At 56.7% G+C, this 12,074-nt stretch carries 11 protein-coding genes; 8 read left to right on the top strand and 3 right to left on the bottom strand.

Annotated elements, in window-relative coordinates:
• Positions 1-1,313, bottom strand: a 1,313-nt coding sequence (locus ACW81B_RS02210; RefSeq protein WP_491578568.1) for a UPF0149 family protein, incomplete at its 3' end; no start/stop codon positions are given.
• 335 nt (positions 1,314-1,648) lie between these two features.
• On the opposite strand from ACW81B_RS02210, the gene ACW81B_RS02205 reads away from it, so the two are divergent.
• The 4 genes from ACW81B_RS02205 (at position 1,649) to ACW81B_RS02190 (ending at position 6,630) form a co-directional block, all read left to right on the top strand.
• Complete coding sequence (locus ACW81B_RS02205) at positions 1,649-4,921, top strand: ribonucleotide reductase barrel domain-containing protein (protein WP_491578567.1); 3,273 nt, start codon at positions 1,649-1,651, stop codon at positions 4,919-4,921.
• 31 nt (positions 4,922-4,952) lie between these two features.
• Positions 4,953-5,651: a TSCPD domain-containing protein gene (locus ACW81B_RS02200; RefSeq protein ID WP_491578566.1), complete on the top strand. Its 699-nt coding sequence runs from the start codon at positions 4,953-4,955 to the stop codon at positions 5,649-5,651.
• Positions 5,652-5,715: 64 nt separating this feature from the next.
• The gene (locus ACW81B_RS02195) at positions 5,716-5,955 is read left to right on the top strand and encodes a hypothetical protein (protein WP_491578565.1); all 240 of its coding nucleotides are present in this window, start codon (positions 5,716-5,718) and stop codon (positions 5,953-5,955) included.
• Positions 5,956-6,012: 57 nt separating this feature from the next.
• Entirely contained in the window at positions 6,013-6,630 is a 618-nt protein-coding gene (locus ACW81B_RS02190) for an alpha/beta hydrolase (protein ID WP_491578564.1), read from the top strand.
• 25 nt (positions 6,631-6,655) lie between these two features.
• On the opposite strand, the gene ACW81B_RS02185 is transcribed toward ACW81B_RS02190, so the two are convergent.
• A complete protein-coding gene (locus ACW81B_RS02185) occupies positions 6,656-6,832 on the bottom strand; it encodes a hypothetical protein (protein ID WP_491578563.1) in 177 nt (58 codons plus the stop codon).
• A gap of 344 nt (positions 6,833-7,176) precedes the next feature.
• On the opposite strand from ACW81B_RS02185, the gene ACW81B_RS02180 reads away from it, so the two are divergent.
• Genes ACW81B_RS02180 through ACW81B_RS02165 form a run of 4 tightly spaced genes read left to right on the top strand, consistent with a single transcriptional unit; the run spans position 7,177 to position 11,556 of the window.
• Complete coding sequence (locus tag ACW81B_RS02180) at positions 7,177-8,841, top strand: ExeA family protein (protein ID WP_491578562.1); 1,665 nt, start codon at positions 7,177-7,179, stop codon at positions 8,839-8,841.
• 6 nt (positions 8,842-8,847) lie between these two features.
• Positions 8,848-9,516, top strand: a complete 669-nt coding sequence (locus tag ACW81B_RS02175) for a general secretion pathway protein GspB (RefSeq protein ID WP_491578561.1) — start codon at positions 8,848-8,850, stop codon at positions 9,514-9,516.
• A 26-nt stretch (positions 9,517-9,542) separates the two neighbouring features.
• On the top strand, positions 9,543-11,093 hold the full coding sequence (locus ACW81B_RS02170; protein ID WP_491578560.1) for a S8 family peptidase: 1,551 nt from the start codon (positions 9,543-9,545) through the stop codon (positions 11,091-11,093).
• A gap of 10 nt (positions 11,094-11,103) precedes the next feature.
• The gene (locus ACW81B_RS02165; RefSeq protein WP_491578559.1) at positions 11,104-11,556 is read left to right on the top strand and encodes a tellurite resistance TerB family protein; all 453 of its coding nucleotides are present in this window, start codon (positions 11,104-11,106) and stop codon (positions 11,554-11,556) included.
• 107 nt (positions 11,557-11,663) lie between these two features.
• Here the strand turns inward: ACW81B_RS02165 and ACW81B_RS02160 are convergent, their stop codons facing one another.
• Positions 11,664-12,029, bottom strand: coding sequence for an HU family DNA-binding protein (locus ACW81B_RS02160; protein WP_491578558.1), 366 nt, complete (start codon positions 12,027-12,029; stop codon positions 11,664-11,666).
• Between the last annotated feature and the right edge of the window lie 45 nt (positions 12,030-12,074).

Genomic DNA, 12,074 nt, shown 5'->3' with positions numbered 1-12,074 from the left:
GAGTCCCGCACAACCGGGGCAAGGCCGGCGAGCCGTTTCTCCAGGAAATATTCGAACAGGCGCTGCACGTCCGGATCGATTCGCTGCTGGCGGGTCTCGATTTCCTCAACACTCATTGTGTCGCGTTGTTCAAAACCTGTTTCAGTGGCGAACAGGCGGACATTTCCCAGGCAGTCTGCGGTGAAAGCCGCATCAACCGGCGGCAGGGGTTCCCAGAGTTCCATGCCGCGAAGAAAGCCGTGGCACCATTCATCCACAATGGTGTGAGTCGTGCCATCGATTTCACGAAAAAGAAACAGCGCTTCGTATTCGCCCGCGTTCATGGTCTGCATGACGGCGTCATACAGGGTGAAGGCAGCCCGGGAGAATATCTGGATTTCATCCTGGTCTTTCCATACAGGCATATTTTCCTCAGCCCCCCAGATGGCCGGCATCCATTGGGAGGGAAGTACCATATTCGGTGCGCAGGCGAGTGAAGCAAAGAATCCGTCCAGTTCCGAGACATCGAGAACCGATTCGTCATTCCCGTAGCGTTCCAGAAAATAATCAATGATCTGGTAAATGTCGTCGGCGTCAGGTATCTCGCTGCTCGGTGCCGTGCAGTCGATATCGTTTTCATCGAAGTATTTCTGCAGTTCCTGTTGCTCCAGTTCGTTGTAGTTGGGCTTTGGGGTGCGGCGCTCACTACGCAGCCCCAGTTCAATTTCTACTGCTTCCAGGTCACCGTTGCAGGTGATGTCGACACAATGCCAGGCGAACAGCTCGCGGATATCGTCAATGGCTTCACGTGCCTCCAGGTCAATCAGACGGCCGACGGCCAGGGCATTCAGCACGCGGGCATGCCTGTCGGGTTTGTGAATATACTCGCGGAGACGGCGGATGACTTCGCTGCGTTGATCCGGGTTGTGCTTGACGACCTCGTACAGTCCGTCCATGGCCATGATGCGTGCAAATTCATCGTGTTGGGGTTCGTTCAGGTAACGTGCCAGCGCCGGGATCGCCGGTGCGCCAATCATACCCATAACCCGTGACAGCTCGTCGAGCGCCCAGTCATCGTGACAAAGTTGCTCAAAGCGGGCGAGCAGGGGCTCAACCGTTTTTACACTGCCAATTTGCCCCAGTGCACGCCAGGCGTGTACAGGCGCCCAGGCTTCGTCGGACTCGTCACTGGCCTGGTAGAGTGAGTCATCTCCAATGATTTCAAGTAAAGCCGCCGTGTCGGATGGGTTGAATCCGAAACCGGTATAGTCTCTCCATTCCTCGTGGTTTCTCACTTCGCCGAGTTCAAACAGGATGTCGGTTTTGTTTGTCATGTGTTTTCCCGCAGGACGTATCTGAGTGGTCGCGCCAGTATATCAGTAACACAATATATAGTGTTTTTCTGTTTGGCGAACCTGTCCAGTACAAGTGTCTGGTCAACTCACGTCAGCTGGCAAAATGTCTGGATAACTTGTTGTAATCAATGGTCAATAATATTGCCGTAAACTGTCGATTTGTGACTTGACAGGACCCTCGTCGAGCCATAACCTTGTCGTTCATTTGCACAACATCTAGTGGTTGATGTGACGGGTCACCCCAATATATCGGGGTGTCTGTGAGTCATAAAAAAATCACAAATAAAATCAAAAGGAAGGAGTCAGGAGTCGCGATGAAATCAGTCCAGCTGAAGTCTGTTTCGACCGGTGTTGCGGATATTCCCCTGCAGGATGCCTCAATGGATATCTGGGACAAGAAGTACCGGTTAAAACGCAAGGATGGTGTGGCGGTCGATGAAACCATCGATGAGACATACAAACGCGTAGCGCGCGCCCTCGCTGAAGTCGAAGTGACGCCGGAGAAGCAGGATCACTGGTATGAGCAGTTTGTGTGGGCCTTGCGCCACGGTGCGATTCCGGCCGGCCGTATTATTTCCAACGCCGGTGCGCTGGAACACAAGCCTGCGACATCCACCATCAACTGTACCGTGTCCGGCACCATCAAGGACTCGATGAACGATATCCTGGAGCGGGTGCACGAGGCCGGGCTTACGCTCAAGGCTGGCTGCGGAATCGGGTATGAATTTTCCACCCTGCGCCCAAAAGGCGCCTACGTATCCGGCGCCGGCGCCTACACCTCCGGCCCGCTGTCGTTCATGGATATCTACGACAAGATGTGTTTCACCGTGTCGTCGGCCGGTGGCCGCCGTGGTGCGCAGATGGCGACTTTCGATGTCGGTCATCCCGATGTGATGGACTTCGTGCGCGCCAAGCGCGAGGACGGCCGGCTGCGCCAGTTCAATTTGTCGCTGCTGATCACCCGTGAGTTCATGGAAGCCGTAAGCCACGACAGTGACTGGAAGCTGGCGTTCCCGCTGACAAAACAGGAAGTCGAGGACGATAGCCTGAACCTGTACGATACCAGCCAGGTGGTATGGCGCGAATGGCCGACCAGCGAAGGCTACGTCAGCAATGAAAACGGTCTGGTAGCCTGCAAGGTATATCGCACTATCCGTGCGCGCCGGCTGTGGGACATGATCATGGCGTCTACCTACGACTTTGCCGAGCCGGGCTTCATTCTCATCGACAAGGTCAATGAGATGAACAACAACTGGTTCGATGAAACTGTTCGTGCGACCAACCCCTGCGTGACCGCAGATACCCGCTTGCATACCCGGCATGGCATGATCCCGATAGGTGAGCTTTATGCCAGTGGTGAAGCGCTGGAGGTGACTGTAGACCAGCGCGCCCTGGGCGGGAGTAAAGGCGTTTCCAGCCGTCCGGCTGTGCCGGCTTTCATGACGGCAAGGCAGGCGGATGTATACCGTGTCGAGACGGAGGACGGCTATGAAATCAAGGCCACTGAGTGGCATGATTTCTATACGCCCCGTGGCAAGGTAAAACTCAGAGAACTCAAGGCAGGTGATAGCCTGATGGTCCAGTCAGGCAAGGGTCAGTTTGGTGAGCAGGGCAGTGCCGAGTTGGGTATGTTGCTGGGTCTGGTGACCGGTGATGGCCATTTCACCAATCGCGGTCGTGGCAAAGAGGCGGCTATTGTCAGTTTCTGGGGAGAAGACCGGGTGCTGGCGCCAGTGGTTGCTGCGTATGTTAATACGTTATTTGCTGGCATGGCCAATACACCACGTACCTACCAGGTTGCGCCTGTCGCGGTGCCGGAGCGTCATCATGTCTTTATCCGTTCTGTTATCCTGGCCCGGGTACTGGAGCACTATGGCTTCTCACGCCGCTCCAAACTGCAAGTGCCTGAAGTTATCTGGCGTGGCAGCGAAGCATGTGTTACGGCTTATTTGCGTGCGCTGTTTCAATGTGATGGCACAGTCAATATTTCCAGCAAGAGTGAGAGTTGTTCCGTGCGACTGGCTTCCAGTACCCTGGATCTGCTCAAAGATGTGCAAATGCTGCTCACCAACTATGGTGTATTCTGTCGTATCCGCAAACGGCGTGATGCTGGCCAGCGACTGTTGCCGGATGGTCATGGTGGGCAGAAATATTATGCCTGCCAGGCCGACTATGAATTGATTATCGACGGTGAGTCGCGTGAGCAATTTATGCGCGAGATTGGTTTTCTGCTCGACAACAAGAATGACCGCTATTACGCCTGGGTCGAAGGCAAAGCGCTCAAAAAACACCAGTCCTTTACCAGTAAAATTAAATCTATTACCTATGTGGGGCGTGAGGCGGTCTTTGATACCACACAGGAAGATCACAATACGGTGGTATTCAACGGATTGGTGACGGGGCAATGCGGCGAACAGCCACTTCCACCCTACGGTTCCTGCCTGCTGGGTTCCGTCAACCTGACCAAGTTCGTGCGCGAACCGTTTACCGAGAATGCGCACTTTGACTGGGACGAGTTCCGCAAGGTGGTGTCCATTTTCACGCGCATGCTCGACAACGTGGTGGAGATCAACGGGTTGCCACTGGAGCAACAGCGTGACGAAATTCTGCGCAAGCGTCGTCACGGCATGGGATTCCTCGGGCTGGGCTCGACCAGCACCATGTTGCGTATGAGGTATGGCGAGAAGGACTCGGTCGAGTTTACGGAAAAGGTCAGTCGTGAACTGGCATTGACCGGCTGGCAAACGGCACTGGAACTGGCGGAAGAAAAGGGGCCAGCGCCTATCCTGGAAGAAGAGTTTGAAGTGACGGCTGCGATGTTGCGCAAACGGCCGGAGATGAAGCTCGACGGTTACGAAGTTGGTGACCGCATCAAGGGCAAACTCCTGCACGCACGCTACAGCCGCTACATGCAGCAGGTCAGTGAGATTGCCCCGGAACTGGTAGACCGGCTGGCCGAGAGCGGTGCGCGTTTCACGCACCATTCCTCGATTGCGCCGACCGGCACCATTTCCCTGTCGCTGGCGAATAATGCCAGCAACGGCATCGAGCCGAGCTTTGCCCACCACTATTACCGTAACGTGATACGTGAAGGTCGCAAGACCAAGGAAAAGGTCGAGGTGCTGTCCTTTGAGTTGCTGGCCTATCGCTCGCTGGTCAATCCCCAGGCTGTTCCCGGCAGTGAAGACAAGGCGCAGCAGTTACCCGAGTACTTTATTGCGGCAGACGATGTGACGCCCAGGCAGCACGTCGATATCCAGGCCGCCGCACAAAAATGGGTGGATTCATCAATTTCCAAGACTGCCAACGTGCCAACGGATTACCCCTTCGACGAGTTCAAGGATATCTACCTGTATGCCTACGAACAGGGTCTGAAAGGCTGTACGACATTCCGCTTCAACCCGGAGGCTTTCCAGGGCGTGCTGGTGAAGGAAAAGGATCTGGAAAACACCACCTACCAGTTTACCCTCGACGACGGCAGTACGGTGCAGCTTAAAGGTAACGAGGAAGTTGAATACGACGGAGAGATTCATACCGCCGCCAACCTGTACGATGCCCTGAAAGAAGGCTATTACGGCAAGTTCTAGGCGCAGCGAAGGTGTCAGAGGAGTTATACATATGACCCGAAAAATTGAACAGAAAATTGTGGACTACGAGGTGCTGAAGGACGAGGTGCCGGCCGAGCCGGACGCTGAGGCTGCACCGGTCAAGGAAGAAGACAAGGTTGTTCACCTGCACGAAAAGCTGGAACGTCCGGAAATGCTGCTGGGTTCCACCTACAAGGTGAAGACGCCGCTGACGGAGCACGCGTTGTATATCACCATTAACGACGTGATTCTCAACCAGGGTACGCCGCATGAGCTGCGTCGCCCCTTCGAGATATTCATTAACTCGAAAAACATGGATCACTTCCAGTGGATTGTGGCCTTGACCCGGATTATTTCAGCGGTGTTCCGCAAGGGTGGCGATGTGACTTTCCTGGTGGAAGAATTACGCTCGGTATTCGATCCACGCGGCGGTTATTTCAAGCGAGGCGGCAAGTACATGCCATCGCTGGTGGCTGAGATTGGCGACGCGATCGAATGTCACCTGCGCATGATCGGTATGCTCAAGGATGATGACCTGGATGAGCATCAGAAAAAATTACTGGCGGAAAAACGCGAACAGTTCGAGCAGGCCAACAAGTCCAGCCAGCCGGAGAACAGCGGGGATTTCCCCGAAGGCGCCCGGTTGTGTGTGAAGTGCAATACCAGGGCGGCGATCCAGATGGACGGTTGCCTGACCTGTCTGAACTGCGGTGAGTCGAAATGCGGCTAAGGTTGTAAATGGGGGGAATGTTGCAATGAACCTGTTGGACAAAGATCATCGACTAAGAAAATACATGTTGGCACATCAGGCAATCCCGGGTTACTGGTACACCAATATCCTCGGGCAGTTGCAACAGGTTCGTGTGGTGCTGCACGAGGCGGATGAGCCGAAGCGTGTGGTGCTGGAGAATATCAACGGGAAACGCCAGACTGTCGATATCGATGGCTGGTACAGCCTGGACCTGACCCTGCATTCACCCGGTATCGAACGCCGCCGTACGCGTAACCGGCGTGATTCCGGCAAGCCGTCGTGATCCCGATGCCGGTTTATACACTTTCCGCCTGATGGCGGAAAAAAGTCCTTTCTTTCTGTGTCTGATAACCATTATGTAACCGGGCCGGCGGGGCAGCTTCAGGTGCGGGTAACGGAGCCGGAAGCCAGACCACATGCACTGGCTGTGATTTGCCATCCTCACCCGCTGCACGGCGGTACCCTGGATAACAAGATTGTCCACCAGCTGGCAAAAACATTCGTCGAACTGGATGCGGTCAGCGTGCGTTTTAATTTTCGCGGCGTGGGTGAGAGCGCGGGTAAATACGATGAAGGGCGGGGTGAGAAGGACGACCTGCTGGCTGTCGTTGAATGGACAAAAGCACGCTGGCCGGGGTTGCCGTTGTGGCTGGCGGGGTTTTCCTTTGGTGGCTTCATCGCGCTGGATGCAGCACAGTCATTACAGCCTGACTGGCTGGTGACGGTAGCACCGGCCGTTAACTACTTTCCCGACCAGCCGGTCAGACTCTCGGGTATAAACGGGTTGCTGATCTATGGCGATGCTGACGATATTGTGCCCTGGTCAGCGCTGGCATCGTGGCTGGGGCGACAGGCGCTGTCGCCACAAGCCGTGTGTGTGGAAGGTGCCGGTCATTTTTTCCATGGTCGGCTGAACGTGTTGCGCGACATTGTGTTGCGTGCCGCGCCCTCAGCCTGAGTGTGCTGCGTAGACGGGTTCTGTGTCAGTGGCGGCGTGAGTTCTGTGCAAACCGGAAGACTTCCGATGCGGAACTGAAGGTCTTGGCGATGATCCGTTCATCGATGCTGCATGACCAGTAGGCTGGCAGGTAACCCCCCTTGTATACCGGGTTGGCACTCACGGTGACGCCATTGATTTTCTTTTCAACCTTTGCGTTCATCTTTCACCATTCTTGTTGTTTATTGCCTGTATTGAGCAAGCGATGTGCCACTTGTTGTAATGCCTTGAATTATATAGATGCCCGGCGTGTGACTTTATTCCTTATTGATACACAGGGTAATAAACGTAAAGAAACTCAACACTTCCGGCTGTTCCAGTACCCGGCGAATCTGTTCTAACGGGCTGATTTAATTCGGTTTGTCGTGTTGCTATATTCGGTCGTCCAGAGCGTCAGGAAAACCGACACCGGAGCGGGTCGCCGGCAACGGTGACGCCGGGAGGGGACGGCGGCGTGCAGAAAGGGCATAATCCTCCAATCGCCGGTCCGGCGGCAAAAAAAGTCTTATGTACGAACAACATTTCGGCCTCACAGAACGCCCGTTTTCAATCGCGCCCGATCCGCGTTTTCTCTATATGAGTCAACAGCATCGCGAGGCGCTGGCGCACCTGTTGTATGGTATCGGTGAAGGCGGCGGGTTTGTGCAGCTGACCGGTGAGGTGGGCACAGGCAAGACCACCATCTGCCGCTGCCTGCTGGAACAGGTGCCGGATCATGTCGATGTGGCGTTGATACTCAACCCGCGTGTCAGTGCGATCGAGTTGCTGGCCAGTCTGTGCGATGAGCTGGGTATCGAGTATGCGCGTGACACCAACAGCATCAAGCTGTTGACCGATGTGCTGAATGCTCACCTGCTCGAAACCCATGCCCGTGGTCACCGCACTGTCCTCATTATCGATGAGGCGCAGAATCTTGATGCCGATGCACTGGAGCAGGTGCGCCTGCTCACCAACCTGGAAACCACGCGTGAAAAACTGCTGCAGATTGTACTCATTGGTCAGCCGGAACTGCGCACCTTGCTGGCGCGGGAGGAATTGCGCCAGCTGTCGCAGCGTATCACTGCCCGTTACCACCTGCAGCCGATCCAGCATAGCGAAACAGCCGCTTATATCCGTCACCGACTGCAGGTGTGTGGCGCCAGCGAAACCATCTTCAATGATGCGGCCATCGATATGGTGCAAAAGCTCTCCGGTGGTGTGCCGCGCCTGATCAACGTGATGTGCGACCGTGCCATGCTGGGTGCCTATGTGGAAGGCAAGCGCAAGGTTGATGTGTCGATTGTTATCCGTGCGGCGCGCGAAGTGTTGCCGGAAGAAGGGCTGGATGCGCCGGCCCGCGGTGGATGGTGGCGCTGGCTGGCGGCTGCCGTTGCTGCTGTTTTTATTGCGGCGTTTGTTATCGGTTACTGGCGGGCATCGCCACCGGACGCGGCACTGGCCGGAAATGCGAAGCTTTCAGCCGTACAGCCGGAGCCCGGGTTGCCTGAACCCGGTACGATGGAAAAAGTGGCGGGTGCGATCGCGGTTGATGCCCCCCTGGCCACGGAACTTGAGCAACAACTGGCAGCCGCCAGTGGCGGCGCAGCAGCAAGCGCCTGGTCCGGTCTGTTCGGGCTTTGGGGTATGCAGTCCAGTGCTGTCAGTGATGCCCAGGCCTGCGCCGCTGCCCCGGCGGCCGGCCTGCGTTGTCTGCAGGGGGGTGGCAGCCGCACGGTATTACAGCACTTCGACCGGCCTGCCATTCTGCTACTGGTAGGGCCCGGTGGACGCAGGGTGCCCGTGTTGTTACAGGAAATCCGCGGCAGTCGTGCCCGGTTACAGATTGATGGCCAGCCTGTCGAGGTGCCGGTCGAGACGATGGAGCGTCACTGGTTCGGCGAGTATCGCTTGCTGTGGAAAATGCCACCGGGCGGCAGCGCGGTACTGCGCCCCGGTGATCGCAGTGCCGATGTTCAATGGTTGCGTGAAAAACTCAGGCAGGCTACGGGGCTGACTTCCATCGCACCCGACCCCCTGTTGTTTGACGAAGGACTGAAATCGCTGGTGCAGCAATTCCAGCGCGGCCACGAACTGAGTGCCGACGGTGTTGTCGGTGCCAGGACCTTCATTCATCTGAATAACCTTTCCCGGCAACCGACAGTCCCCCGCCTTGGTGGCGGTGCGGTGTCGTAGATACGCATGTCGTACATACTCGAAGCACTCAAAAAGGCGGAACACGATCGCGAGATCGGGCAGGTTCCACGTATCGACAGTAAGCATGAGCCGGCTGCCACCCGGTTGTCGTCACGCCGGGTCTCGTTACTCATTCTGGTTTTGCTGATTAATGCAGGCCTGTTGCTGGTGTTGTTCTGGCCGGACGGCGCGACAAATGTCGCGCAGCCCGTGGTCGAAGCGCGTGATCATACACCGGTGACCGTGCCGTCCTCGCCAGCGGTGTCGGGCCGCGATCATTCCACCGCGATAGCTGAAATGCGTCAACCCCGGCCGGTCAATAAACCGGTTGTTGACGTTGAGCCGGTTGAAACAGGTCGCGAGGCTCCGTCACCACAGATTACCGCTATTGCGCCACCGCCCGTGCCTGCACCATTGGTCAAGTCCGCACCGCAGAGCGAGAACCTGCCCGTGTGGCCACAGGTTCCGGAGTCTATTTTGCGAAAACTGGGCAGAGGGCTGCGACTGGATGTGCACGTGTACAGCGAGCGTCCCGGGGAACGTTTTGTGCTGATCAACCTGCAGAAATACCGGGAAGGCGAACAATTACAGGAAGGCCCCCTGCTGGACGCCATAACACCTGATGGCATCATCTTGTCATTGCAGGGGCAAAGGTTCCTGGTACAGGCACAGTAACAATGACATTCAGGCAGCCACATTCCATGTTCAAATATTCTCTTCTATCGTGCCTGGCAGCGGCTTTCTGTCTCGCCGGCGTTACGGTGCAGGCGCAAAATCCTGCGCCGCAGCCTTTAACCCACCAGCTGATTATTCAGATGCAGGACGGCGGTATACGTAGAGCGGCCTCGCTCAACCGGGGCGGGGCCGTTGCGGGTGTGGATCTGCCTGACGGGCGGCAGCTTTCCTATGTGCGCTCTCTGCATGATGGCAGCATGGTCGTCCGGCTGCCGGATGGAACCAGTGCCGAAGAACTCGAACGGCTGGTGGCGCAGCTGGGGCAGGACCCTTCTGTGGCGGCCGTGCAGGTCGACAAGCGGCTGCACCCGGCGCTGGTGCCGAGCGATACCCAGTATGTGAAGCAGTGGCATCTGTTTGAAGATACCGCCGGCATCCGTATGCCGGCGGCATGGGATCTGAATACCGGTGCGGCGGGCGTTGTGATCGCCGTACTGGATACAGGCATTCTGGGGCATATTGACCTGGACGCGGCCCGTATCCTGCCCGGTTATGACTTTATTGACGATATCACGACGGCCAATGACGGCGACGGCAGGGATGCTGACCCGTCGGACCCGGGCGATGCCGTACTGGCCAATGAATGTGGTGCGGGTGAACCGCCCGCCAACCAGGACAGTTCATGGCACGGGTTGTCTGTTATCGGGGTGATGGCGGCGACATCGGATAACAGCAGCAATATTGCAGGTATCGATTTTGCTGCACGGATTTTACCCGTACGTGTACTGGGCAAGTGCGGTGGATTTGTGTCCGATATTATCGAAGCGATTCGCTGGGCGGCCGGGTTGCCGGTGCCGGGGGTGCCGGATAATCCCGACCCGGCTGACGTAATCAATCTGAGCCTGGCGGGTGAGGGCGCGTGCACAAAGCAGGAGCAGGCAGCGATCAATGATGCGGTGGCTGCTGGCGCAGTTGTGGTTGTGGCGGCCGGCAATGAGGGGCTGGACGTAGCCAATTTCAGCCCGGCCAATTGCGCCAATGTGGTGACCGTGGGCGCTGTGGCGCGTGATGGCAGCATCGCGTCCTATACCAATCGCGGTAACGCAGTGGATCTGGTTGCACCCGGTGGCGACGGGCCTGCCGCGAACGGTTCAGATGACGTGCTGACCCTGTGGAACGAGGGGACCACAACGCCTGCTAACGATGCGCTTGCCTTCATTCAGGGAACCAGCTTTACGACGGCCGAGGTTTCTGCCGTTGCAGCCCTGATGCTGTCAGTAAACGGGGCGCTCGCGCCAGCTACCGTGAAGGACATTCTTTGTACAACGGCCCGGGATTTTGCGGATAGCAGCTGCGACACCAGGCGTTGTGGCGCAGGCATGCTGGATGCAAGTGCGGCACTGGCCGGTGCCGCCGACCCGGCATCGGTGGCAGGTGGTACGGGTTGTGAGACTGTTAGCGACGGAGGTGGCGGCGGGGGTGGCGGCTGTGTGCTGGCGGATGTTCAACGCATTGATCCCTTCCTGCCATGGTTGGCTGCTGTCGCCGTGATTGGTCTGCGGCGGCGCAGCCGCTAGACTACACGTTATGTTACGCGCTATTCAGGATTTTTTTCGCAGTCACATCGATACTGAAGCGACGGGCAGTCATGATGAGCATGGCCTGCGCCTGGCAACGGCTGCCCTGCTGTTCGAGATGCAACGCGCCGATTTCGAAGCGCATGAAGAAGAGCGCAGGGTGCTGGAGCGGGTTTTGCAGAAGACCTTTGCGCTGAGCAAGGAAGAGACCCGCGAGCTGGCCCGGCTTGCCCAGCGGGAATCTGAAGATTCGGTGTCGCTTCACCCGTTTACCCGGCTGATCAATCAACGGTTTTCACCCGAAGAAAAGGTGCGTGTGGTGGAGATGTTGTGGCAGGTTGCTTTTGCCGACGGCCGTATCGATCGCTACGAGGAGGCGCTGGTGCGCAAGATTTCAGAACTGATCTATGTCCCGCACAAGGCTTTTATCCAGGCCCGTCACCGCGTACAGGACGCGCAATAAAAAGGCAGCCGAAGGCTGCCTTTTCTGAATCCTTCCCGTGCTCCGTATCCGGCCGTTGGGTCCGGATACGGAGACGCTTCCCGCGTAATTTTCAGGTAACTACCTGATTACACCATATCTTTCAGACCTTTCAACGGAAGAACCTTGACCACGTTACGCGCCGGTTTGGCCTTGAAGGTCATGGCTTCGCCGGTGAACGGGTTAACGCCCTTGCGTGCCTTGGTGGCAGGTTTGCGGACAACCTTGATCTTCATCAGGCCAGGCACGGTGTAAACCCCCGGGCCATTACGCTTGATGTCGCGCTTGATGAGTGCAGTGAGCGATTCGAAAACGGCGCCAACATCTTTCTTTGTCAGGCCGGTTTTATCTGCAATGTAAGTGAATGTTTCAGCCTTCGTCGTAGGTTTCTTTACCGCCCTGGCAGCAGCCTTTTTCTTGGCGGTTTTCTTGGCAGCTTTTTTCTTTACGGCCATTCAATGTGCTCCTTTGAAAATGTTGGCAGAGAACTAACGGCGCAA

The sequence above is a fragment of the Thiogranum sp. genome, assembly GCF_058323355.1.
Note: the sequence above shows the minus strand (reverse complement) of the source record. Positions and strands in the feature narration are given on the sequence as shown.

What these genes read in the sequence shown, in the direction of transcription:
- ACW81B_RS02205 (WP_491578567.1), top strand. Translation starts at nt 1,649, where the DNA reads ATGAAATCAGTCCAGCTGAAGTCTGTTTCGACCGGTGTTGCGGATATT.
- ACW81B_RS02200 (WP_491578566.1), top strand. Translation starts at nt 4,953, where the DNA reads ATGACCCGAAAAATTGAACAGAAAATTGTGGACTACGAGGTGCTGAAG.
- ACW81B_RS02195 (WP_491578565.1), top strand. Translation starts at nt 5,716, where the DNA reads ATGTTGGCACATCAGGCAATCCCGGGTTACTGGTACACCAATATCCTC.
- ACW81B_RS02185 (WP_491578563.1), bottom strand. Translation starts at nt 6,832, where the DNA reads ATGAACGCAAAGGTTGAAAAGAAAATCAATGGCGTCACCGTGAGTGCC.
- ACW81B_RS02180 (WP_491578562.1), top strand. Translation starts at nt 7,177, where the DNA reads ATGTACGAACAACATTTCGGCCTCACAGAACGCCCGTTTTCAATCGCG.
- ACW81B_RS02175 (WP_491578561.1), top strand. Translation starts at nt 8,848, where the DNA reads ATGTCGTACATACTCGAAGCACTCAAAAAGGCGGAACACGATCGCGAG.
- ACW81B_RS02170 (WP_491578560.1), top strand. Translation starts at nt 9,543, where the DNA reads ATGTTCAAATATTCTCTTCTATCGTGCCTGGCAGCGGCTTTCTGTCTC.
- ACW81B_RS02165 (WP_491578559.1), top strand. Translation starts at nt 11,104, where the DNA reads ATGTTACGCGCTATTCAGGATTTTTTTCGCAGTCACATCGATACTGAA.
- ACW81B_RS02160 (WP_491578558.1), bottom strand. Translation starts at nt 12,029, where the DNA reads ATGGCCGTAAAGAAAAAAGCTGCCAAGAAAACCGCCAAGAAAAAGGCT.